Here is a 23,381-nt window from a genome sequence, read left to right as displayed (position 1 = left end):
GGCTATACTTCCAGGATGATGAAACTGTCCCGGGATGTCGCGGGGCCGTGCCTGGCCCCCGGCGGCAGCGTGGTTGCGGTCGGCGCTTTCGATGGCCTGCACCGCGGCCACCAAGCCTTGCTCAGCGAAGTGCGCCAGCGGGCGCAGGAGCTTGGCTGCACGCCGATCGTGGTGAGCTTCGAACCGCTGCCGCGCGCCTATTTCTCCAAGGAACCGGTGCCGCGCTTGTCCAGCGTGCGCGAGAAGCTATTGGGTTTTGCCGCGGCCGGCATGGAACACACGTTGCTGCTGCGCTTCAACCAGGCGTTGACAGCCATGCTGCCGGAGCAGTTCGTGCAGCAGATACTGATCGACCGGCTCAAGGTGCGCGAGGTGTGGGTGGGAGCGGATTTCCGTTTCGGTCACAAGCGTGCCGGCGACGTGGCCATGCTGGAGCGCATCGGCAGGGACCAGGGCTTTATCGCGCACACCCTGCGGGCCGTGCTGCTGGAAGGTGAGCGCGTCTCGGCCAGCCGGGTGAGGGCGCTGCTCGCCGCGGGGAATTTCGGCGCCGTCACGCCGTTGCTGGGCCGGCCCTTCGTGATCGAGGGCAAGGTGGAATACGGCAACCGGCTGGGCCGCACCCTCGGCTTTCCTACCGCCAATATCCATTTGCGTGAGCGCGTCACCCCGCTACACGGCATCTTTGCGGTACGCGTGGGATTGGGCGAGGGCGAGTGTAGTTGGCCGGGCGTAGCCAGCCTGGGCACGCGGCCCACCGTCAACGAGGTGGCCGAGCCGCTGCTGGAAGTGCATCTGTTCGATTTCGAGGGCGATCTCTACGGCAAGCGCATGGCGGTTCAGTTCGTGGCCAAGCTGCGCGACGAAATGAAATTCGACGGCCTCGACGCATTGAAAGAGCAAATGCGGCATGATGCACGTTCCGCCCGGGAGATCCTTGGGATGAACCCGGCATTGATCGACGCGAACCAGGCCTCATCATGAGCAGCCCCTTGCCCAGCTTGCACCCTTCGCCGACGGCCATGGTCGCGACGATCATTATTATTTGACGAGCCCTCGCCGAAGCGCGTGCGCTTGCCGCCGCGCGCGGCAAGCACCGAAGCTTCGGTCCCTCCCGGGCATCGAAGCGGAACCCCCGTAGACACGGCAACCGAGCGATGACCCAGGACTACAAGAGCACCATCAACCTGCCGCAGACCAGCTTCCCGATGCGCGGCGACCTGCCCAAGCGCGAGCCGGGCTGGCTGGCCGAATGGGAAAAGGTGAACCGCTACGCGCAGATTCAGGCCAAGACCCAGGGTCGCCCGCTGTTCGTGCTGCATGACGGTCCGCCGTACGCGAACGGTACGATCCATCTGGGCCACGCGATCAACAAGATCCTCAAGGACGTGGTGGTGAAGTCCAAGCTGCTGGCGGGTTTCCACGCCCCCTACGTGCCGGGCTGGGATTGCCACGGCATGCCGATCGAGATCCAGATCGAAAAGCAGTTCGGCAAAAACCTGCCCACCAGCGAAGTGATGAGCAAGGCGCGTGCCTATGCCAGCGAACAGATCGCCAAACAGAAGGGCGATTTCAAGCGCCTGGGCGTGCTGGGTGAATGGGATCGCCCCTATCTCACCATGGCGCCACGCAATGAAGCGGGCGAAATCCGTGCGCTGGCTGAGCTGCTGCGCAAGGGCTACATCTATCGCGGCCTGAAGCCGGTCAACTGGTGCTTCGACTGCGGCTCCGCCCTGGCCGAGGCGGAAGTGGAATACGAGGACAAGACCGATATCGCCATCGACGTCGGTTTTGCATTCGACGATCCCGCGGCGGTGGCCAAGGCGTTCGGCCTGGAAAAATTGCCCAAGCCCAACGGCCAGATCGTGATCTGGACCACCACGCCCTGGACGATTCCTGCCAACCAGGCGCTCAACCTGCATCCTGAATTCAGCTACAGCCTGGTCGATACGCCCAGGGGTTTGCTGATCCTTGCCACCGACCGCGTCGAAGAATGCCTCAAGACGTACGGCCTGGAAGGGCACATCGTGGCCTCGGTGGAAGGCCATGAGCTGGGCGACCTGAAATTCCGCCATCCGTTGTATGCGGTGGATCCAGGCTATGCGCGTCTTGCGCCGGTTTATTTCGGCGACTACGTGACACTGGATACCGGTACCGGCATCGTGCACTCCGCGCCCGCGTACGGCGTGGAAGACTTCCAGTCGTGCAAGGCTTACGGCATGAAGGATGCCGAGATCCTCAACCCGGTGATGGGCAATGGTGTCTACGCCTCCTGGCTGCCTCTGTTCGGCGGCATGTTCCTGTGGAAGGCCAATCCCAAGATTGCGGAGGCGCTGGACCAGGCCGGTTCGCTGCTGCACCAGAACAAGTACCCGCACAGCTACATGCACTGCTGGCGGCACAAGACGCCGATCATCTATCGCGCCACCTCGCAGTGGTTCGCCGGCATGGACATCACCCCCAAGGAGGGTGGCAAGACCCTGCGGGAAACGGCGCTGGAAGGCGTGGAAGCCACGCAGTTCTTCCCGGCCTGGGGCAAGCAGCGCCTGCACAACATGATCGCCGATCGCCCCGATTGGACGCTCTCGCGTCAGCGTCAGTGGGGCGTGCCGATGGCGTTCTTCGTCCATCGCGAAAGCGGCGAGCTGCACCCGCGCACGCCGGAATTGCTGGAAGAGGTAGCCAAGCGCGTCGAGCTCCACGGCATCGAGGCATGGCAAAGCCTGGATCCGGCCGAACTCCTCGGCGCGGACGCCGAGCATTATGAGAAGAACCGGGACACCCTGGATGTCTGGTTCGACTCCGGCACCACGCACTGGCACGTGCTGCGCGGCTCGCACGCCGACGTGCAGCATTTTCCTGCCGATCTGTACCTGGAAGGTTCCGACCAGCACCGCGGCTGGTTCCATTCCTCGCTGCTCACCGCGGCCATGCTCGACGGCAAGCCGCCGTACAAGCAGTTGCTGACGCACGGCTTCACCGTTGATGCGCAGGGCCGCAAGATGTCCAAGTCGTTGGGCAACGGCATTGAGCCGCAGGACATCATGAACCGCCTGGGCGCCGACATCCTGCGCCTGTGGGTGGCCTCGACCGACTATCGCTACGAGATGTCCTTGTCGGAGGAAATCTTGAAGCGCGTGTCGGACATGTATCGGCGCATTCGCAACACCGCGCGCTTCCTGCTCGGCAATCTGGACGGTTTCGATCCGGCCACGCACCTGGTGCCGGTGGAACAGAGCTTGCTGCTCGACCAGTGGGCGGTAAGCCAGGCCTACGAACTGCAGCAGGCGGTAGTCGCCGCGTACGAGCGCTACGACTTCCCCGAGATCGTGCAGCGCGTGCAGAACTTCTGCACCAACGAGATGGGCGCGTTGTATCTGGACATCACCAAAGATCGCCTCTACACCATGCCGACCGAAAGCCTGGGCCGGCGCAGCGCGCAGAGCGCGATGTATCGCATCCTGCAGGCGCTGGTGCGCTGGCTGGCGCCGGTGCTGTCGTTCACGGCGGAAGAAATCTGGCAGCAGATGCCGGACCAGCGCGGCGAAAGCGTGCTGTTCGAAACCTGGTATGACGGCCTGGCCAATACGCAAGGCTCGCCGGAGCAGCGCCGCTATTGGACTGATCTGCTGGCGATGCGCGATGCCGGATCGCGAGTGCTGGAAGAGATGCGCAAGGCCGAAAAGATAGGTGCCGCACTCGAAGCGAAACTGGTGCTGCATGTCGATCCGGCGATGGCCGAGCGTTATGCGTCCACCGCAGACGAGCTACGCTTCTTCTTCATCACTTCCGAGCTGAGCTTCGCGTCACTGCCGTCCCGGCCTGCGGATGCGGCAGCTTTGCAACTCGAAGGCGGTGAAGTGTACGTATCCGCCAGCGTGAGCGAGGCGGCCAAATGTATCCGTTGCTGGCACCGGCGCGAGGATGTCGGCAGCCATCCGGAGCATCCGGAACTGTGTGGACGTTGCGTGAGCAATGTGGAAGGACCGGGCGAAAATCGCCGGTGGTTCTAAATTCGCCTCAAACTCACACTCTCCCCTAACGTGTATTAGGGGAGGGTTTGGGTGGGGTGAAGCAACCTCGAGGTGAACTCAAACATTGCGGCAAGCTCATGCAACCCCACCCCAGCCCTCCCCTGCCGAGCAGGGGAGGGGGCCGCATCCGGTATCGCTTGTCATTCTTGAGAACACCCATGCATCCCAAACCCAACGCGCTTTCCTGGTTACTGGTCTCCGCGCTGACGATCGTCCTCGATCAGCTCACCAAATGGTGGGCGCTCGCCTCACTGGAGCCAGCGGGCCTGCCGCACCCAGTCATCCCCGGCTTCCTCAACTGGACCCTGGCCTTCAACACCGGCGCGGCTTTCAGCTTTCTGGCGCAAGGCGGCGGCTGGCAGCGCTGGTTCTTCGTGCTGCTGGCGGTGGTGATTACCGCGGCACTGGTGGTGTGGCTCACACGCACGGCGCGACGCGAATGGCGCACGGCCTTGCCGCTATCGCTGGTGATCGGCGGCGCTCTGGGCAACCTGATAGACCGTCTGCATGCCTCGCAAGTGACCGACTTCATCCAGGTCTATTACCGCGACTGGTACTACCCCACGTTCAACGTGGCCGATTGCGGCATTACGGTGGGCGCGGTGCTGCTGATCCTGTTCGGCTTGCGCTCGAGCCCGTCCAGGTAGCCTAGGCGCTTCCTTGCGCGAAAGTGACATAAACAGTCGCTGCCCCGTTGTGACACATGTGAATCACGTCACATTTGGCGCGAGCTCACTATGGTTCCGTTATGAACCGTTGTTCTGACGAAAATTATTAAAGAAACAGCTATTTATGATGAACGAGCTGCGCGCGCGGCCGCTTTCCTTCATTGAGCTTAATGATTTTTTTACAATTTGCCGTGTGAAAACCATCTTCACGCACCATGGCCTGATTTTTGCGACTTAACTCCTGCAGAGAAGGGGGTTCGATGGAGCAGGGGGCCCACGGCTTCACCGGACTTGGGGATTTTCCACGTTAGGCGCGAGAGCGGCTCTGGCGATGAGAAAACGCGTGCAAATCGCAACGGCATCGGCAACGCGGGCAGTAATGCTGCGGCGTGCAACGTTGGCGGTTGTTGTCACGCTCGCGTTATGCACGGCCAGCGAAGCGGTTACCGCGCAGTCCACGCCTGATAGCAATGCGCTGTTGACCCAGGCCCGCGCGGAGCGCTCCGCGGGGCATCGGGTGGAAGCGTTGGCGCATTGCCAGGAAGTGCTGGCACGCTGGCCTGATGACCGCAACGCCCAAATGCTGAACATCCAGCTGTTGTCGGAATTGGGTGGCGCCGCGCGCGCCGGGGGGCTGGCGGCGAACCTGTCGCCATCGCTCAGTCCTGCCGAGCGCGAACAGCTGCAGGCCGATTACGCCTCGCACGAAGTACGTTGGGCCCAAGGCATTCCCGCCGATGCCACGCATCCTTACGCGGATGACGATAAAGCCGTCGCCGATATCCAACGCATCGCAGATGATCCCCATGCACCCGCGGATGTTCGCAGGCGCGCGCAGCTCGATCTGCTGGTGGCGCTGGACCAAGGGGATCGCGCACGGGAGGCACTGGCCGAGTATGTCCAGCTGAAGCAGGAAGGAGTGCAATTGCCGCCGTATGCGGAAAACGCAGCGGCCGACGCCATGATGCAGGAGCATCGGCCGCGCGAAGCGATTGCGCTGTACGAAGACAGCATCCGTCAGGACCCGGATCCGTACCAGCCGGGCGATGTCGATCCACGCATCGGCCTTGCGTCCGCCTATTTCGAGGCGGGCCGCACGCGCGAATCGCTTGCCATGGTGGACAAGCTGGTCGCGGATGAACCGCGCTGGCTGCGTGCCCCTGGCGTTCGTGGCGCCAAACAGAATGCACGCAAGGTCGATGCGGACAGCACCGATATCCAGTTGCACGAGGATGCCGGCGAGCTCAAGAGCGCGTATCAGCGGCTTGCCGCGATGTGCGCCGAGGCGCCTGGCAATGCCGACTTACGTCGCCAGCTGGCGATGACGGAACTGGCGCGTGGCTGGCCAAGGCGCGCGGCGGAAACCTTGAAGATTGCCGACACGCTGGAAGACGAACACGATGCCGGCGCCAATCTGGACGATGCCGAAGTCCGGGGCGCCGTGCATGACTATGCGGGCGCGCAGGCCGCACTCGACCAGGCGCAACAGCAGGCCGAACGTAGCGGCCGCGTGGAAGATGCGCTGTCGGCATGGGACCGCCAGCGCGGCTGGCAATTCGATCTCACCCACGACAATGGTTGGGGCAACAGTCCCGACTATGGCGATCGCGACCAGGAAACGCAGGCGACACTGGCCAGTCCGCTGATCGACCATCACTGGCGCGTGCTGGCGCTGGCACGCGCATCATCTGCCGCTTTGCCCGAGGGCCACGTCGCGAGGGATCGCGGCGGCCTCGGTGTGCAGGGCTTCATGCCTCATTGGTCGTTTTACGTGCAAGCGCTGCCCTCGGCGGATCACTATGTGCGTCGCACGGATTTCGAAGCCGGTTTCAACTGGGCGATCAGCGACCGCTGGTCGTGGTCTTCCGATTGGGCCAGCGCCGGCGCGGATGTTCCGCTGCGGGCGCAGCGCTACGGCATTACGGGAAAAACCTTCAACACCGCCGTGCAGTGGCGTGCGAGTGAACTTACCTCCGCACGCCTGGCGCTATATCGCGATCGCTTCACCGACGGCAATGTGCGCAAGGGCTGGCAGGCGGACTTCGTGCAGCGCCTGCACACCGGTCCGAACCTGAGCTTCGACGGTGGTGTGGAAGTCAGCGGCTCGACCAACAGCGAAACGAACCGGCCGTATTTCAATCCTAGGTGGGATCGCTCCTACGCGGTCACCGGCGTGCTGCAAAACGTGCTCAACCAATACGACAGCCGGCTCTGGACCCAGCGCTTCGAGTTTGCCATCGGTCGCTACGAAGAACGCAACTTCGCCAGCGGCGTGATGGCCAGTGCACGCTACGGACAGATGTTCCAGGCGCATGCCGGCTTGCGTTTCGGCTGGGGCGTGAGCTGGCATTGGCAACCCTACGACGGCCGGCACGAGTCGCGTGTCGTGCTGGACGTTTCCATGCACTGGGGAGAGTAGCCATGCGTTTCCTACTGCTCGCCCTGCTACTTTTCGTCATGACGTCGCTGGCCTGCGCCAATGAATTCGTGCCGGACGCGTCGTTGATCGTGCTCACCTATCACGACGTGCGCGACGATGTCGGCCTGCAGGGCGATCGCGATCCGGATGCCACCAGCACGGACCACCTGGTCGCGCATTTCGATTGGCTCCAGGCCAATGGCTATCACGTGGTCAGCCTCGATCAGGTGATCCAGGCCAGGCAGGGCGGTGCACCGCTGCCGGCACATGCCGTGCTGCTCACTTTCGATGATGGCCTGGAAAGCTTCTACACGCGCGTCTATCCACTGCTGCGCGCCTACCACTATCCGGCGGTGTCAGCTTTGGTGGGTTCGTGGATGGACCTGCCGCCCGGCCAGAAAATGCCGATCAATGGCGAGTCCTGCACGCGGGATTGTTTCTTGAGCTGGGACCAGGTGCGCGAAATCCAGCGCTCCGGCCTGGTGGAATTCGCCTCGCATACCTGGGATCTGCACGAAGGCATCATGGCCAATCCGCAAGGCAACCAGTTGCCGGCAGTGGTGAGCCTCGAGTACGACCCGCGCACGGCAAGCTATGAAAGCCTTGCTGCTTACACCGCACGCCTGCGCAAGGATCTGCAGCACAGTGCCGAGGAGATCGATCACGCCACCGGCCACCGTCCGCGCGCGATCGTGTGGCCCTACGGCGCCTACAACCAGATTGCAACGCAAGTGGCAAACAGCGAAGGAATGCGCGTGTCCTTCAGTCTGGACGATGTCATACCGGTATCGCCGGACGACCACACGCTGCCGCGCCTGCTGGTCAGCGGCAACGTCAGCGCCAATCGCCTTGGCTGGCTGATCCGCCACCCCACCCGGGTCGACCCCGTGCGCGCCGTGCAGGTGGATCTCGACTACGTCTACGATCCGGATCCGGCGCAGCAGGAACGTAACCTCTCGCGCCTGCTCGACCGCATCCGCCGCATGCACCCCAGCCAGGTCTGGCTGCAGGCCTATGCCGATCCGAAAGGTGACGGCGTGGCGCAGGCCGTGTATTTCCCGAATCGCCATCTGCCGATGCGCGCGGACCTGTTCTCACGCGTTGCCTGGCAATTGCGCACGCGTGCGCAGGTACGCGTGTATGCGTGGATGCCGGTGCTCGCCTTCCGCCTTGCGGATCAGCCGAACCTGCCTGCGCTGGGCGGCGAGCCAAAGCCAGGTGGCGATCACTATCGCCTTGCGCCGTGGGATCCGCGCGTGCGGCAGCTTATCGGCGATGTTTACGAAGACCTCGCGATGCATGCCGATGAAGCTGGGCTGCTGTTCTCCGATGATGCCTACCTGCGTGATACGGACAACCTCGGCCCCTGGTCGAACCGGTCGCCGGCCGAGCGCACCGCCGCGCTGATCGACTTCACGCACGAACTCACCGCGCGAGTCCGCCGCTGGCGGCCGGAGGTCAAGACGGTGCGGAATATTTACACGCGGCCGATCCTCGATCCCAAGTCGGAAGCGTGGTTCGCGCAAAGCCTTCCCGCTTTCCTGAACAACTACAACCTCACTGCTGTCATGGCGATGCCGCAGCTGGACAAGCAGGCCGATACGGATAGCTGGTATCGCGAGCTGGTCGCACGTGTTGCTGCCGCCGGCCCGCATGCTCTGGACGGCACGCTGTTTGAACTTGCCACGCACGATTGGCGTACCGGCCAGGCCGTTTCCAACCAGGACATCGACGCACGCTTCCGTCTACTGCAAGTCGAAGGCGCACGCCACCTGGGCTACTACCCAGACGACTTCATCCAGAACCACCCGCAGCTTGAAGCCGTCCGCCCGGCGATTTCCATCGCCGACTATCCCTATCCGGAGCGATAACCATGCATATCCATGCGCTCCAAACCCTGCTCGATTTCGCCTTCTTCTATCCGCTGGCCATGTCGCTGATCTGGATGAGCGGCGGCCTGATCTATTTTTTCCGTTGGGAGCGCACCGAGCCGTCGCGTGTGAAGCCGCCACCGCTGTCGTCTTACCCGCTGGTATCGCTGATCGTGCCTTGTCACAACGAAAGCGAACACGTGCGCGAAACCCTCACTCAGCTGGCGAAGCAGACGTATCCCAGTTTCGAGATCATCGCGGTCAATGACGGCTCCACCGACGATACCGGCGCGCAACTGGATCAGTTGATCAAGGAGATTCCGGAGCTGCGTGTGTTGCATCTGGCCGCCAATCGCGGCAAGGCCACGGGTCTGCGCGCGGCGGCGCTCGCTGCCAAGGGCGATTACCTGGTGTGTATCGACGGTGACGCCATGCTCGATACGTATGCCACGCATTGGCTGGTGATGCATATGCTCGACAGTCCGCGTGTAGGTGCGGTCACCGGCAATCCACGCATTCGCAACCGCTCCACCTTGCTGGGCCGGCTGCAGGTAGGCGAGTTCTCGTCGATCATCGGCCTGATCAAGCGTGCGCAGCGCGTATACGGGCGCATCTTCACGGTCTCCGGCGTGATCTCTGCTTTCCGCAAGACGGCGCTGCACGATGTCGGCTACTGGAATACCGACATGGTGACCGAAGACATCGACGTGAGCTGGCGACTGCAGATGCGCCATTGGGAAATCCGCTACGAACCGAATGCGCTGTGCTGGATACTGATGCCGGAAACGCTGCGTGGTCTATGGCGACAGCGCCTGCGCTGGGCGCAGGGCGGTTCGGAAGTGCTGCTGCGCTACGGCCTGCATCTGTTGCGCTGGCGGGAGCGGCGGATGTGGATGGTGGCGTTGGAATTCGTGGTGAGCCTGGCGTGGTCTTTCGACATGGCGGTGATCGTGCTGCTGTGGCTGATCGGACTCGTCGTGAAACTTCCGCCGTCGTTGCACGTTCCCACCTTTATTCCGCAATGGAACGGCGTGGTGCTCGGCATGATATGCATGCTGCAGTTCCTGATCAGCCTGCTGATCGACCGCCGCTACGAAACCCGCATCGGCCGCAATTACTACTGGATGATCTGGTACCCGTTGGTTTATTGGATGCTCACCACAGCCACGTCCATCGTCGCCTTGCCCAAGGCCATCCTGAAGCGCAGGGGCACGCTGGCGATCTGGACCAGTCCTGATAGGGGGATATGATGAAAGCCGACTTTATCATCAACCGACCGCACCGCCAGGCGCCGCTGCAACGCACCCTGTTCACCGTCATCACCATGGTGGCGTGGACTCTGTGGATTTCGCTGTGGCTGCCGTTCCTCACGCTGATCGCCTGGCTGCTTGGCCTGGAAGACGCGTTCAAGCAACTGGGCCTGATGCATCCGCTGCAAGCGGCCAATAATCTGAGCATCGTGCTGAGCATTGCGATCGTCTGCGCGCTTTCGATGGGCTCGTGGTCGCAATACAACCGTCTACGCTTCGCCGGCAAGCAAAGGCGTCGCGGCAACCGGGGCTTGGATATCGAGGAAATGGCGCCGGCATTGGCGGCCTCGGTGGAAACGGCAAAGCAGCTGCGCGCGCGGCAGCGCTCGGTGATTCGCTTTGCGCCGGACGGCCAGATGTTCCTGGACGGCGAATGATCATGGCGTCCGGGTAGGCTGGGATGACAATCCCGGCTTCGGGTTGCCGCGTGGAAAGCTGGGATTGTCATCCCAGTCTACGTGGCAGGGGCGTAGCCGGCAGGCCTTCGATCAAGGATCGCTTGCCGGCGATGCGGGCTTCGCGCGCTGCCATACTGACACTGCCACGGCATCGCTGCCGGGCTGCGCCGGAACCTGGTAGCTCAATTCGTCGCCTGAGAGCACGTAAGGCCGCACCTGCACCGTGCCGTTCCACAGCAGGTTATAAGCGTGCTCGATGTGGAAGGTCACCGTGTGCGACGCAGGATCAAGGCTGAGCCTGCCGTAATGCGTGCTGGCGATTTCATTGGGTTTGAAGTCGATTTGGCGGCCTTCCGCGTCGGTGGCAGACGTCGGTCGATTGCTGCGGTAGATCTGTAGCGAGTAGCTGCCTGCATGATCGACCAGCAAGGTGCCGGCCGGGGCCGGCCCGAACCCGAAGCTTTTGCTGCAGTCCTTATGCAGATCGTAGGCGGCCTTCAGCGTCCACGTCCCTTCCAGAGAGGGCTTTACCCGGTAGTCCGTGGCCATTCCCGCTTGGTTGCTCACCAAGGCCGCGAGCAAGACGCAGGGTATGTATGAAAGAGCGTGGCGCATAGAAAAACCTGTGGGCTGGGGACGGCAAAAAAGTTAATTCGCTCCTCATGCATGAGTAAACGCCATGGATGTATATTTCAGCGATTACAAAACGACATGATGAAGCCCGTGAAAGCGCTGGATCTCGATGCTGTCAAAGCCTTCGTCTTTATCGCCGATTTGCAGAGCTTTACGCGCGCTGCGGAAGTGCTCGATACCACCCAGTCGGCGCTCAGCCTGAAACTGCGGCGGCTGGAAGAGCAGCTAGGCCGGCGCCTGCTGGAACGCACTCCGCGGCAGGTGCGCCTGTCGGCAGAAGGCGCCGTGTTTCTCGACGCAGCGCGTTCGCTCATGGGGGCGCATGAACGTGCTGTTGCCTCGTTTGAGGCTGAGCGGCGCCGCTTGACCATCGGCATCAGCCAGATGATCGTCGGCAGCGAATTGCCGGCCCTGTTGCGCCGCATGAACGAGCATGATCCCCATCTGCTGATCGAAATGCGTGTTGCAGGTTCGCGCGAAGTCATGCAGGCGTATGAAGAAGGTGCACTGGATGCGGCGCTGGTGGTGCAGGCGGACAATCGCCGCAATCAAGGCGAAACCATCTTCACCGAGAGCTTCGCCTGGATCGGCGTTCCCCATTGGGACCTGCGTCCCGGCCAGCCATTGCCGTTGTCGACCCAGGGCGAGTCATGCGGCATCCGCGCCGCGGCCGTACGTGCGCTGGATGAAGCCGGCATTGCTTGGACGGAGGTCTTCATCGGCAAGGGCGCCGCTGTCCTCGGTGCCGCGGCCGCGGCTGGTCTTGCTATCGCCGTACTTGCGCGGCGCACGGCACCCAGTGGCACCATCGATCTAGGTCAGGTCTTGTCTCTGCCTTCGCTGCCCACTCAGGAAGTGGTTCTGTATAGCGCGCTCAATGACCGTCGCTCGCGCAATGCGATGCGTACGCTGGCTGATGCATTCAAGAGTCTTTCTGCAGCGTAGCGGCCTGATTGCCTGAACCGGTCGCCAGAAAAGACAAAGGCCGCGTAAGCGGCCTTTGATCCATTGGTACCGGTGATAGGACTCGAACCTACACTCTGTCGCCAGAAGCGGATTTTGAGTCCGCCGCGTCTACCATTCCGCCACACCGGCAAGTGCGAACGCCTATTATGCCGGTTTCAGTTCACCGGGTCGAGACTCAGCTGGCGATCATGGCGCTCATAGCAGCGATCGCCGTCCTTGGGCTGGAACACGGCGCAGTGGGTCATGTTGCCGGAATAGATGTGCAGGCTCACCGCAATGGCGTCGTCGCTGGGGTTGCGGATGGTGTGGTACTCGTGCGGCGGGATCAGGCTGCCGGCGGAGCCGGGGCCGGCCTGGATCGAACCGACCGGCTGGAAGCGGTACAGGTCGCCCTGCTGTTCTTCCGTGGGCAGGCGTTCGTACTGTACGACTTCCAGCGCGCCGCTCCAGACGCCTTCGACGCACCACATGCCGCAGTGGTCGTGGATGGGGGTGCCTTGGCCGGGGCCCCAGGTCATGGCCACCACGCAGTAGCCGTATTCGTCGCTGTGATAGAGCTCGCGGCGGGCGTAGCGGTTCTCGGCGGTTTCGAACACGCAGGCCGGCAGGACGATCTCCTTGCTCTGGATCAACTTGCACAGGCTGTTGCGCAGGCTGTCCGTGATGGCTGGCGTGGAGCCCTTGGCGACGGCCGTGTCGATCGCCTGAATGAGTTTCCGACAGCCGGGGAATTCCGTGGTGAGCATCGCTGGTCTCGGTCGATCTTGGAGGACTTTCCACCCATGAAAGCGAGGCCGCTGGCGCCTGAATGGAGCTTCTCTGCTAGCCTTCCTCGAACCGATCCGAGGGGGAGCGTCCATGGGTGTGATGGTGATTGTAGCGTACCGTCCGAAGCAGGGGTGTGCGGAGGAGCTGGAGGCCCTGGTCCGGGAGCACGTGCCGTGCCTGCGCACGTTGGGGCTGGTCACCGACCGGCCCGCGCAGGCCATGTTCGGCCTGGATGGGATCATCGTCGAGGTGTTCGAATGGAAGGAGGGCGCCATCGAGGATGCTCACAGGAGTGCGCGCGTAGTGGAGTTGTGGGAACGCTTCGCCGCCGCCTGCGACTACGTGCCCCTGCGCGAGCTGCCCGAGGCGGCGAGGATGTTTGCGGAGTTCAGGCCGCTGGCGCTGTAACCCGGTCCCAAGCCCGACATCGTCAAATACGTGCCAAGAAGCCGCCGATCGCGCGGCTGTAGTTCTCGATATCCACCAGAAAGGCGTCGTGGCCCTGCGGCGAATCCAGGGCCACGAATTCCACCTTGGCGCCGGCCGCCTGCAGCCCTTCGGCGATCTGTTCCTGCTGTTCCAGCGGGAAAAGGATGTCGGTGCTCACGCCAATTACCAGCGCCTGCTCGACGCGAATACGCTGCAAGCCTTCCATCACGTTGCCATTGCCGTATTCGGCCATATCGAACCAGTCGCTGGCGCGCGAAAGATACAAATAGCTGTTGGGGTCGAAGGTGCGCACAAAGCGCCGTGCGTGACTTTCCAAATACGACTCCACTTGGAATTCGAAGCCGAACGGCTGCTCCTCGCGTTGCTCGGGATCGAGGCGAATGCGCGCGAAGCGGCCGTTCCATTCCATCGCGGAACGGTAGGTGATCACGCCGAGCTTGCGTGCGATGCTCATGCCGATGTCCGGATAGCTCTGGTCGCCGTATTGGCCGCCGTGCCAGCTCGGATCGAGCCGGATCGCCTCGCGCTGCAAGGAGCGGATGGCGATGGCGAACGGCTGCGCTTGCGGTGCCGTATCCACGCTGATGTGCGTGCGCACGCCGCCGGGATGCAACACCATGTAGCCCAGCGCGCTCATGCCGCCCATCGAGCAGCCGATCAGGCAGGCCAATTGTTCGATACCCAGGCTCTTGACCAGCGCTTGCGCAGCATTGGCAACGTCTTCCAGGGAAAGATCGGGGAAGTTCAGGCGATACGTTTCACCGGTGGCCGGATCGAGGGAGGCGGGGCAGGTGGAACCCTTGTCGCTGCCCAGCGAATTGACGCAGATCACGAACCAGCGGCGGGTATCGATGGCTTTGCCGGGACCGAGCATGCCTTCCCACCAGCCGTGCGAGGGATCTTCCGCGTTGGAGGCGGCGTGCGCGCTGGGCGACAGGCCGGTGAGGATCAGCACGGCATTGTCCTGCGCAGCGTTCAAGCTGCCCCACGTTTCGTAGGCGATGCGAGCGCCCTGCAAGCTGCCGCCGCGCTTCATGGCGAACGGGGAGGGCAGGTCGAAGTATTGGCGTGCGTCGCTCATGGATTCCTGCGAGAGCTGAGTTTCTACCGGATTGAACATGGAGGCTGATCTCGCCAAGTCGCCGCGTACCGGCCTGTGCCGGAATGACGATGAGGAAAGCGGACCCTTGCGGGCAGGAGCGGCATCATGCCCGATCCTCAATCATGCACTTTGTCGATGACGACATTCACCGGTGCCTTGCTATTCACTTCGACCGTGCCGCCATCGCCTTCCAGGTCGCCTGCCCGAGGGGCCGCATTACCACTATGGCTGATGCGTGCGCCAATCACCACACGCGGCACGGACGACAGCTTCATCGATGGCAGCATGCTCATCGCATCGCTCAGCGTGACCGTGGCGGGCAACCGGCTGGCGTCGAGCCGGGCCACGGCCACGGCCAGGGGCATGGGGGGGCCGTTTTCCGCACGGGCGTAGACGAACAAGGTATCGCCGGCGGCAAGCTTGGCTTTGAGTGCCGGCACCAGGGCTACCTTCACTTGCAGGGTGGGCCCGGAAGAGGCCGGGCTCGTCGCGCTGGACGAAGCGGCTGGCGAGCCGGCACGCGCGTCCGCCTGGGCTATCTGTTGCGCCACCGCTTGAGCGACGGTGGAGCCGGGCTGCAGCTGCGGCTGCAAGGTACGCCAGGTGGACGCGGCTTCGGCAAAGCGGCCTTGCTGGAAATCGCTGATGCCCAGCAGCCAAAGCCCGCGCTGGTTATCCGGCTCAAGTTTCACCGCCTGTTCCAGCAACTCCCGCGCACGCGTGTCGATATGGTGATCCGGGCGGGCGGTGGAGTCGGCCTGGGCCCAGCCCACCATGGCGCCGGTATCGTTGGGTCGTAGCTTCAGTGCCTGTTCGAAGGCGTTGCGCGCCTCTTCCGGTTGCTGCATTTCCATCTCGGCCTGCGCCAGGAGCATCCAGCCTTGCGCGTCAGTGGGCTGTGCGGCGAGGTGCGCGCGTAGCTCGTCCAGCGCCTGGTTGACGTCGGTGACGGTCTGCGCCTGCGTGGCCACGCCATTGAGCGTGGCTGGCGTACCAATCTGCCGATATAGCAACGCTGCACCGACCGGTACAACCAAGGCGATGCACAGCATCAGTACGAACAGGTTGCGTGGCCGCCCCGTTTGCCGGCCGTGCCGCAGCAGCGGAAGCAGCAGCAAGGCCAACGCCACAGCGATCATCACTGCGGCGGCAATGTAAAAAAGCGATTTCACCAATCGTCCCCGTTATCGGTCGGTGCGCAAGCGCCGGGCGTGTCGACCTGGCTGCGTTTGCGGATGGTGTAGGCGACGACCGCGCCGCCTGCAAGCAGGATCAGCAGCGGACCGAACCACAGCAGCCAGGTGCGATGGTTCACAGGCGGATCGTAAAGCACGAAGTCCGAGTAGCGATCCACCAGATACTGCTTGATCTGCGCGTCGCTCTTGCCCTGCTGCATCAGTTCGAACACCTTGTGACGCAAATCGCGCGCAAAGTCGGCGTTGGAGTCGGCAAGGTTTTCGTCCTGGCACACCAGGCAGCGCAGTTCGCTGGTGAGATGCTGGAAGCGCAGTTCCTCGGCGTGGTCGCGGAACGGGAGGGGGTCGATGGCCTGGGCCGCAGCGATGCCGGCGCAGGCGACCAACAGGACCAGGACGGTGGTGCGCAGAAGCTTCACCATTCAGTGTGCCTCCTGCTGCAACGCCTCGATCGCGGGCTTGAGCTGCTGCGCTATCACCTCCGGTGTGAGCGGCCCGATGCGTTTGTAGCGAATCACGCCCTTGCCATCGATCAGGAATGTCTCCGGTGCGCCGTACACACCGAAGTCGATCGCGGTGTGGCCGCTCACGTCGGCGATCACCATGTCGTAAGGGTCGCCGTGCTGCGCGAGCCACGCTTTCGCATCATTGGCGTCGTCCTTGTAGTCGTAGCCGACCAGCGGAACCCCAAGCTTCCTTGATTCGGCCATCAGCACGGGATGTTCTGCACCGCAGGCGAAGCACCAGCTTGCAAACACGTTCACCAGATAGGGCTTGCCCAGCAGCGTATCCTTGCTCACCGTCTTGGCGGGTTGATCCAGCCGTGGCAGGGCGAAGGTGGGCGCGGGCTTGTTGATCAGCGGCGAAGGAACGGCAGCGGGATCATGCGAGCTGTTCCACCAGATGCCGAAACCAAGCAGCGTGGCCAGCAGTACGAAGGCGAACAAGGGCAGCAGCCGGCTCATGCCTGCGACTCCTGCAGCGCCGCGACGGGGGTGGGCTGCGCGGATTCTGCTTCACGCTTCACCCGGAAGCGGCGATCGGTCGCACTGACGAAACCGCCCAGCATCATGAACAGACCGCCACCCCAGATCCAGCGCACGAACGGCTTGGTGTACAGGCGCAAGGCCCAAGCGCCTTGCACATGCCGGGGATCCATCGGCTCGCCCAGCGCCACGTAGATATCGCGCGTGATACCCGGATCGATGGCGGATGTGGTCTGCACCTGCTCGCGCAGGTAGGTGCGTTTCTGCGGATGCATGACTGCAACCGGTGCGCCGTTGCAGGTTACGGTGACCACGCCTTGCTGCGCCGTCCAGTTGGGCCCGGAAGTCTGGGTTACACCATCAAAGCGGAAATCATAGCCGCCGACCGTAGCGCTTTCTCCAGGCGACAGGCGCACATCGCGTGTCACGCTCAGCGATTCGGACAACAGCACGCCGATCAGGAAAATCGCTACACCCAGATGCGCCAGCAGCATGCCGGCCATTTCGGCGGGATATCGGCGTCCACGCGGCATTTCGCGCCAGCGCTTCGCCACGTACAGCAGCACGCCCACGCCCACCCACACCGCACAGGCTACGCCGGCGATCGCCTTGATTTGGCCCTGCACGAAAAATGCCGCGATGATCGCGCATGCGGCCGCTGCGATACTGGCACGCACAAGGACTTGTTTCAGCACTGGCGCTTCACTGTTACCCCAGCGCAGGTATGGCCCGAACGGCAGCAACAGGACGACCGGCAACATAAGCAAGGGAAACAGCAGCCCGAAGTAAGGCGGTCCCACCGAAATCTTGCCGAGGTTCAAGGCATCGCCCAACAGCGGGAACAGCGTGCCCAGCAGCACCATCGCCGCCGCGACCGTGAACATGAGGTTGCCGACCAGGATGGCGCTTTCGCGCGAGACCCACGCAAAGGCCTTGCCGCCAGCCACCTTCGGTGCGCGCAATGCGTACAGCAGCAGCGATCCACCGACCACCACCGCCAGGAAGCCGAGGATGAAAGCGCCACGGCGAGGATCGGAGGCAAACGCGTGCACCGAGGTGAGAATGCCCGAACGCACCAGGAACGTGCCCAGCAGCGACAGCGAAAACGCGAACAGCGACAGCAGAATGGTCCAGGCGCGCAGCGAGCCGCGCTTCTCCGTCACCGCCTGGGCGTGAATCAACGCCACGCCCACCAGCCACGGCATGAAGCTGGCGTTTTCCACCGGATCCCAGAACCACCAGCCGCCCCAGCCCAGCTCTGCATAGGCCCACCAGCTGCCGGCGACGATGCCGCAGGATAGAAAACCCCAGGCTGCATTCGTCCAAGGGCGCGCCCAGCGCACCCAGGCCTGTTCCATCGAGCCACCGAGCAAGGCGGCGATGGAAAACGCGAACGCCACCGAGAATCCCACATAGCCCATGTACAGCACGGGCGGATGAAAGGTCATGCCCGGGTCTTGCAGGATCGGGTTGAGATCCGCGCCGTCCGGCGGCATCGGCAAAAGGCGTGCGAAAGGATTGGAAGTGAACAGGATGAAACACAGAAACCCAGTCGAAATGATCCCCAGCACGCCGAGCACGCGCGCCAGAAACACGTCCGGTAGGCGCCGGCTGAACAGGGTGAGTGCGAAAGTCCACACATTGAGGATCAGTACCCACAGCAGCATCGAGCCTTCATGCGCGCCCCAAACGGCTGCGATGCGGTAATACCAGGGCAGCTGCAGATTGGAATTGGCGGCTACGTATTGCACGGAAAAATCGAAGCGCAGGAAGGCCGAAGCCAGAATGGCGAACGCCAGCGCCACGAACACGGCCTGCCCGGTAGCTGCCGGTCGCGCCACGGCCATCAGCGCACGGTTGCCGCGCCATGCGCCGATCAGCGGCAGCGCGCTCTGCGCCAGCGCGAGAAACAACGCAAGGATGAGTGCGAGCTGACCGAGTTCGGGCGTCATAGCTGCTGCTTGTCCTGATTGGCTGCCTCGTCGATGCGCTTGCCGGTATGCGCCTTGGCCATCGCATCCTTCAGTTCTTTCGGCATGTAGGTTTCATCGTGCTTGGCCAGCACTTCGGCGGCGACGAAGCGTGCGCCGTCCATATGGCCGGTGGCGATCACCGATTGGTTCTCGCGGAACAGGTCCGGCAGGATGCCGGTGTATTCCACCGGCATGGCGCCGCTGGCGTCGACGACGGTGAAGGTGACTTTCAAGGAATCATTGCTGCGTTGGATCGAGCCGGCCTTGACCATGCCGCCGAGGCGGAAGTTCTTGTACGAGGTTGCTTCACCCGCCTGTACCTGGCTGGGCGTAAAGAGGTAATTCATGTTCTGTTGCAGCGCATACACCACCAGGGCCGCCGCTACGATCACGGCGGCGAGGATGGCGATAATGATGGTTAGTCTGCGTTGACGCGTCGGATTCATGGATGACGTTTAGGTTGAGGCTGCAGAAGCTTGGCTGGTGCGCTCCTTGCGCGCATTCTGCCGTGCCATGCGTGCGCGCAACTCGCGCAACAGCCGGCGGCGGCGGAACTGCGGTGCGAGCCAGTCGATCAGCAGCACGATGAAGAACACGCCATAGGCCGGCCACACGTAAGCCGCATAACCACCCATGGCCAGAAACGATTGCAGCGCTGCAGCGTTCATCCGTGCACCTCGTTTTCGGCGATCTGCCGTACCCAATCCTTGCCGCCTTCCAGGGCCAGCAGATCCGCACGCACTCGGCCACACAAACTGGCGACGTAATAAAGCTTGGTGGCGACCATCATGGTGAGCAGCGGCCACACCATCGCCGGCGCGATGGTGGAAGGACCCAGCAGCTTGATGGTGGAGCCCTGGTGCAAGGTGTTCCACCAGTTCACCGAGAAGTGCACGATCGGCACGTTGACGATGCCGATCAACGCAAGGAACGCCGCCGTGCGTGCTCCCTGGCGGCGATCCTCGAACGAGTGGTACAGCGCAATCACACCGAGGTACAGAAACAGCAGCACCAGTTCAGAGGTGAGCCGTGCGTCCCAGGTCCACCAGGTGCCCCACATGCGTACGCCCCACAGCGAACCGGTGACCAGGGTGATGAACGTGAAGGCGGCGCCGACCGGTGCGGAGGCCATCGCCACCACTTCGGCCAGTTTGATCCGCCAGACCAGCGCAATGAACGCGGCAACGCCCATCACGCCATAGATGAACAGTCCCATCCAGGCGCTGGGCACGTGGATGAAGATGATGCGGTAGTCATCGCCTTGCTGATAATCCGGCGGCGCCAGCACCAGCCCACCGTACAGTGCGATTAGGCCGAGCACCAAGGCGAGCGCGATCGCCCAGGGCCGCAGCGCACCGGCAAAGCGGTAGAACACCGGTGGGGAACTGAGCTTGTGCAACCACAAGGGGATCCAGTTGGCCATTGCTACGAATCCAGTGCGATGCGGAGGGCGGCCGCGCATGCGAGGGGAGCCAGCACCACGGTCATGACTAGTGCTGCGCCCAGCCAGGCGATGGGGGCAATCCAGGGCAGCCCTTCCTGAGCGGCTGCCAGAGCCCCGGCGGCAAAGATCACCACCGGCACGCACAGCGGCAGCAGCATCAACGCCAGCAGCATACCAGAGCGTCGCGTGCCGGCTGTCAGCGCCACCAGGATACCGCCCAGCAGGCTCAGCAGCGGCGTGGCGAGAAGCAGCGCGGCCAGCAGCACCGGCGTCACTGCTGCGGGCAGATGCAGCATGCCGGCAAGGACCGGCGCGACCACGATCAGGGGCAGGGCGGTGGCTAGCCAGTGCGCCAGGATTTTCATGCCCAGCATCAGCGCCAGCGGTTGCGGCGCGAGCATCAGCTGCTCCAGCGAACCATCCTCGATGTCGCTGCGGAACATCGCATCCAGCGCCAGCAGCATCGCCAGCAAGACCGTCACCAGGACCGCGCCGCCGGCGATGCGCTTGAGCAGGGCGCTTTCCGGCCCGAGCGCGAACGGGAACAGCGAAGTGACGATCAGCGCATACAGCACGGGCAGAAGCATGTCGCCGCGCTGGCGCCAGGCCAACGTGAGATCGCGGCGCAATACCGCGATACAGGCGTGAGCGAGACCGGGACGCCGCGTATCAAGCATGCAGGCGAATCCGCTGGGGCTCGCCGCCGTGGAACTGCACGGCGCCGTGGCTGGTGACCAGCGCCGCACCGCCGTGAGCAATGTGCACCTCCAGCAGGGCGTCCACCAACTGGATGCCGGATCGATCCAGGTTGGCATAGGGTTCGTCCAGCAGCCAAAGCGCGGCGGGAATCAGCAGCAAGCGCGCCAGCGCCACGCGTTTTTTCTGGCCGGCGGAAAGTTTGCGTACGGGTTCATCCTCATAGCCGGTCAATCCAACCTGCGTGAGTGCGCCTTCGATGCCGCTCTGGTTGCGATGGCCGTGCAGGCCGATGGTGAACGCCAGGTTTTCCCGCGCGCTGAGTTCCGCCTTCAGGCCGAGCTGGTGGCCGAGAAACACCACCTCGCCGCTGCAGCGGTCCCAGGTGAGCGGTTCGCCACGCCAGCGCAGCTCGCCTTCTTCGGCACGCAGCAAGCCGGTGAGGATGCGCATCAGGGTGGTCTTGCCGCTGCCGTTGTCGCCTTCGATCAGCATCAGCTCGCCGGCATCCAGGCGGAAATCCAGCGGGCCGAACACGGGTTCGTCCTGGCGATGGAAGGCGAGGGCGCGGGCTTCGAGCAGGGGGCTGTGGGAGGTCATCGCCGGCATTGTGGGGAGGGCTTATCCGGCTTGTCCACGCGGCGGCTCGCCGCTGGTCAGGCGCAGGCGCGCGTAGCCATCGGCCAGGCCGTGGACGTAGGCGTTTTGCAGGAATTGCTGCGCCAGGGCGTCGGTTTCGGCCAGCACAGGGCCGACGATGAATAAACTCGGCTCGTGCCAATTCCCGCCCACGCCGATGGCCGGGCGGATGGCGAGCGCGGACGGTAGCTTGCGCAGGACCGCGAGCAAGGCTTGTTGTGCAACATGGTTTTGATGGCGTGGACGAACCTGCGAGCACGGATTCCAGGCTGTCATGAACGCCCAGCTGTGGGCACCGACCAGCATGCGCAGGGGATCGGGCACCGGCGCATCCACGCGTAGGGAAGCGAAGCCGCCCAGGGGCAAGCGCACGCGGTAGTCCGTGTCGCGATAGGCGGCAATCAGTGCGCTATCCATGGCGCAAGGGTGGCAGCGGGGGGAGGGTAGCCTCCAGCGCGGATACGGCGGCCTCGAGCGGAACCTCATCGACATTGGTGGAACCGCGCAGCAATTGTTCGAGCAGCACGTCTTGCGCACGTCCACGTTCGTAAGCGTACGCGTAAGGTAAATGCGTGAAGGTAACCATCCGGTAGCGAGCCATGAAGTGCTGCGGCGCGCGCTGCGCCAGCCGCGCACCCAGCTCGCGCTTGGCCAGAAAGCGTGGATCGGACACCGAATCGCGCATCTCGACATAGTTTTCCAGCGCCATGGCTGCGATCGCATCGGCATTCGGCTTGCGGATGCGCTGGAATTGGGCGAAGGCATCGGCCCAATCGCGGCCGGCTTCGGCCAGCAGGTCGGCGAGCACGATCGTGTCTTCGAATCCGCAGTTCATGCCCTGGCCGTGGAACGGCACGATGGCGTGTGCGGCATCTCCGATCAACAGGGCGCGGCCGTCGACATGCCATTGATCCAGATAAAGCGTGGACAGGCCGCCGACCGGGTGCGCGTCGTAGTCCTCGGCGAAACGCGGAATCAGCGGCAGCAGGTTGGGAAAATCTTGGCGGAAGAAATCACCGGCCGCAGCTGCGTCAGGCAAGCTTTCGAAGCTGGGATGAGGGCCGTGCGCAGGCAGGAACATGGTGACGGTGAAGCTGCCTTCGGTGTTCGGCAGGGCAATGCACATGTAACCGCCGCGCGGCCAGATATGCAGGGCATTGGGTTCGATCGCGAAGCGCTCAGCGCCGCTGGCGGGCGGAATTTCCAGTTCCTTGTAGCCGTGGCCGAGCGGTTCGATGCGCTGGCCCAACGGCTGATAATTATTCATGGCAGCACGCAGGGTGGAGCCGGCACCGTCTGCACCGACTAGCACGCTGGCGTCGTGCTGGCGTTGTACACCGCCAGCGTCGATCAGGCGGATGCTTCGCGCGTTGAGATCGGCCCCAACCAGGCCCTGGCCGAAATGGAACCTCGCGCCAGCCGCTTCGGCCGCATCGAGCAGCAGCATGTTGAGTCCGCCACGCGAGACCGACCAGATCACTTCGCTGTCGTCCACACCATAGCGCAGCAGGCTTTGCATACCTTCGAGCGGATGCACCATGCGGCCGCGCATCATGACAGCGCGTTGCAGCACGTCATCGGCGAGCCCCGCCGTGCGCAGGGCTTGCAAGCCGCGCTCGGCGAGCGCCAGGTTGATCGAGCGCCCGCCGTTAAAACCGGTACGGCGCGGGTCGGGGCGTTTTTCAAAAACCTCGACGGCGAATCCGCGCGTGGCCATCAGTTGGGCGAGCAACGCGCCGACCAAACCGCCGCCGATCAGGGTGATTTTGGGTTGCGTCATGCTGCGTACCGTGACTGGGAGCGCCACAATGTTCCGCAAGTGGGCGTT

Annotated in this window: 23 protein-coding genes and 1 tRNA gene; 9 read left to right on the top strand and 15 right to left on the bottom strand. The window is 63.4% G+C overall.

All coding sequences use genetic code 11. The features are described from left to right. Window positions 1-15: 15 nt before the first annotated feature. The 7 genes from EKH80_RS01155 to pgaD all read left to right on the top strand — a co-directional run bounded on the left by EKH80_RS01155 (window position 16) and on the right by pgaD (window position 10,679). Entirely contained in the window at window positions 16-984 is a 969-nt protein-coding gene (locus EKH80_RS01155; protein ID WP_126682887.1) for a bifunctional riboflavin kinase/FAD synthetase, read from the top strand. Between the two features lie 173 nt (window positions 985-1,157). Further along, complete coding sequence (gene ileS / locus EKH80_RS01150; protein WP_126682886.1) at window positions 1,158-4,013, top strand: isoleucine--tRNA ligase; 2,856 nt, start codon at window positions 1,158-1,160, stop codon at window positions 4,011-4,013. 179 nt (window positions 4,014-4,192) lie between these two features. Beyond that, complete coding sequence (lspA, locus tag EKH80_RS01145; protein ID WP_126682885.1) at window positions 4,193-4,681, top strand: signal peptidase II; 489 nt, start codon at window positions 4,193-4,195, stop codon at window positions 4,679-4,681. 364 nt (window positions 4,682-5,045) lie between these two features. Next, window positions 5,046-7,121 (top strand): poly-beta-1,6 N-acetyl-D-glucosamine export porin PgaA, encoded by a 2,076-nt coding sequence (gene pgaA / locus EKH80_RS01140; RefSeq protein ID WP_158628706.1) that lies wholly within the window; start codon window positions 5,046-5,048, stop codon window positions 7,119-7,121. A 2-nt stretch (window positions 7,122-7,123) separates the two neighbouring features. Continuing rightward, window positions 7,124-8,992 carry a poly-beta-1,6-N-acetyl-D-glucosamine N-deacetylase PgaB gene (pgaB, locus tag EKH80_RS01135; RefSeq protein WP_126682883.1) on the top strand — a complete coding sequence of 623 codons (1,869 nt, stop codon included), beginning with the start codon at window positions 7,124-7,126 and terminating at the stop codon, window positions 8,990-8,992. 2 nt (window positions 8,993-8,994) lie between these two features. Continuing rightward, on the top strand, window positions 8,995-10,242 hold the full coding sequence (pgaC, locus tag EKH80_RS01130) for a poly-beta-1,6-N-acetyl-D-glucosamine synthase (RefSeq protein ID WP_126682882.1): 1,248 nt from the start codon (window positions 8,995-8,997) through the stop codon (window positions 10,240-10,242). After that, a complete protein-coding gene (pgaD, locus tag EKH80_RS01125; protein WP_158628705.1) occupies window positions 10,242-10,679 on the top strand; it encodes a poly-beta-1,6-N-acetyl-D-glucosamine biosynthesis protein PgaD in 438 nt (145 codons plus the stop codon). The genes pgaC and pgaD overlap by 1 nt, the downstream gene beginning before the upstream one ends. 111 nt (window positions 10,680-10,790) lie before the next feature. Here the strand turns inward: pgaD and EKH80_RS01120 are convergent, their stop codons facing one another. Further along, window positions 10,791-11,249 (bottom strand): lipocalin-like domain-containing protein, encoded by a 459-nt coding sequence (locus EKH80_RS01120; RefSeq protein ID WP_158628704.1) that lies wholly within the window; start codon window positions 11,247-11,249, stop codon window positions 10,791-10,793. Window positions 11,250-11,411: 162 nt separating this feature from the next. Here EKH80_RS01120 and EKH80_RS01115 point away from each other — a divergent pair, with 162 nt between their 5' ends. Beyond that, the gene (locus EKH80_RS01115; protein ID WP_196240314.1) at window positions 11,412-12,278 is read left to right on the top strand and encodes a LysR family transcriptional regulator; all 867 of its coding nucleotides are present in this window, start codon (window positions 11,412-11,414) and stop codon (window positions 12,276-12,278) included. 64 nt (window positions 12,279-12,342) lie between these two features. Here the strand turns inward: EKH80_RS01115 and EKH80_RS01110 are convergent. Continuing rightward, window positions 12,343-12,428: transfer RNA gene (locus EKH80_RS01110), tRNA-Leu, on the bottom strand. 26 nt (window positions 12,429-12,454) lie between these two features. Next, window positions 12,455-13,045: a cysteine dioxygenase family protein gene (locus tag EKH80_RS01105; RefSeq protein WP_126682879.1), complete on the bottom strand. Its 591-nt coding sequence runs from the start codon at window positions 13,043-13,045 to the stop codon at window positions 12,455-12,457. A gap of 112 nt (window positions 13,046-13,157) precedes the next feature. On the opposite strand from EKH80_RS01105, the gene EKH80_RS01100 reads away from it, so the two are divergent. Then, on the top strand, window positions 13,158-13,475 hold the full coding sequence (locus EKH80_RS01100) for a hypothetical protein (protein WP_126682878.1): 318 nt from the start codon (window positions 13,158-13,160) through the stop codon (window positions 13,473-13,475). 22 nt (window positions 13,476-13,497) lie between these two features. On the opposite strand, the gene metX is transcribed toward EKH80_RS01100, so the two are convergent. The 12 genes from metX to EKH80_RS01040 form a co-directional block, all read right to left on the bottom strand. Then, window positions 13,498-14,598, bottom strand: coding sequence for a homoserine O-acetyltransferase MetX (gene metX, locus EKH80_RS01095; protein ID WP_126682877.1), 1,101 nt, complete (start codon window positions 14,596-14,598; stop codon window positions 13,498-13,500). 137 nt (window positions 14,599-14,735) lie between these two features. Continuing rightward, window positions 14,736-15,791, bottom strand: a complete 1,056-nt coding sequence (locus EKH80_RS01090) for a tetratricopeptide repeat protein (RefSeq protein ID WP_126682876.1) — start codon at window positions 15,789-15,791, stop codon at window positions 14,736-14,738. Beyond that, window positions 15,788-16,237 (bottom strand): cytochrome c-type biogenesis protein, encoded by a 450-nt coding sequence (locus tag EKH80_RS01085; protein ID WP_126682875.1) that lies wholly within the window; start codon window positions 16,235-16,237, stop codon window positions 15,788-15,790. The genes EKH80_RS01090 and EKH80_RS01085 overlap by 4 nt, the downstream gene beginning before the upstream one ends. Then, window positions 16,238-16,780: a DsbE family thiol:disulfide interchange protein gene (locus EKH80_RS01080; RefSeq protein ID WP_126682874.1), complete on the bottom strand. Its 543-nt coding sequence runs from the start codon at window positions 16,778-16,780 to the stop codon at window positions 16,238-16,240. Continuing rightward, window positions 16,777-18,753: a heme lyase CcmF/NrfE family subunit gene (locus tag EKH80_RS01075; RefSeq protein ID WP_126682873.1), complete on the bottom strand. Its 1,977-nt coding sequence runs from the start codon at window positions 18,751-18,753 to the stop codon at window positions 16,777-16,779. Before EKH80_RS01075 ends, EKH80_RS01080 begins: the two co-directional genes overlap by 4 nt. Then, window positions 18,750-19,220 (bottom strand): cytochrome c maturation protein CcmE, encoded by a 471-nt coding sequence (ccmE, locus tag EKH80_RS01070; protein WP_126682872.1) that lies wholly within the window; start codon window positions 19,218-19,220, stop codon window positions 18,750-18,752. The genes EKH80_RS01075 and ccmE overlap by 4 nt, the downstream gene beginning before the upstream one ends. Window positions 19,221-19,229: 9 nt before the next feature. Next, window positions 19,230-19,427 (bottom strand): heme exporter protein CcmD, encoded by a 198-nt coding sequence (ccmD, locus tag EKH80_RS01065; RefSeq protein WP_196240323.1) that lies wholly within the window; start codon window positions 19,425-19,427, stop codon window positions 19,230-19,232. 11 nt (window positions 19,428-19,438) lie between these two features. Further along, window positions 19,439-20,197, bottom strand: a complete 759-nt coding sequence (locus tag EKH80_RS01060) for a heme ABC transporter permease (protein ID WP_126682870.1) — start codon at window positions 20,195-20,197, stop codon at window positions 19,439-19,441. 2 nt (window positions 20,198-20,199) lie between these two features. Beyond that, a complete protein-coding gene (gene ccmB, locus EKH80_RS01055) occupies window positions 20,200-20,895 on the bottom strand; it encodes a heme exporter protein CcmB (RefSeq protein ID WP_126682869.1) in 696 nt (231 codons plus the stop codon). Continuing rightward, window positions 20,888-21,514 (bottom strand): cytochrome c biogenesis heme-transporting ATPase CcmA, encoded by a 627-nt coding sequence (gene ccmA, locus EKH80_RS01050; RefSeq protein WP_425481124.1) that lies wholly within the window; start codon window positions 21,512-21,514, stop codon window positions 20,888-20,890. The genes ccmB and ccmA overlap by 8 nt, the downstream gene beginning before the upstream one ends. 21 nt (window positions 21,515-21,535) lie before the next feature. After that, window positions 21,536-21,970: a DUF3293 domain-containing protein gene (locus EKH80_RS01045; RefSeq protein ID WP_126682867.1), complete on the bottom strand. Its 435-nt coding sequence runs from the start codon at window positions 21,968-21,970 to the stop codon at window positions 21,536-21,538. Then, the gene (locus tag EKH80_RS01040) at window positions 21,963-23,333 is read right to left on the bottom strand and encodes an FAD-dependent oxidoreductase (RefSeq protein ID WP_126682866.1); all 1,371 of its coding nucleotides are present in this window, start codon (window positions 23,331-23,333) and stop codon (window positions 21,963-21,965) included. Before EKH80_RS01040 ends, EKH80_RS01045 begins: the two co-directional genes overlap by 8 nt. Window positions 23,334-23,381: the final 48 nt, after the last annotated feature.

Origin of the sequence: Dyella choica, assembly GCF_003977665.1 — a bacterium.
GTDB classification, from domain to species: Bacteria; Pseudomonadota; Gammaproteobacteria; order Xanthomonadales; family Rhodanobacteraceae; genus Dyella_B; species Dyella_B choica.
The sequence above is the reverse complement of the archived record's forward strand: the minus strand, read 5'-3'. Positions and strand labels throughout refer to the sequence as shown.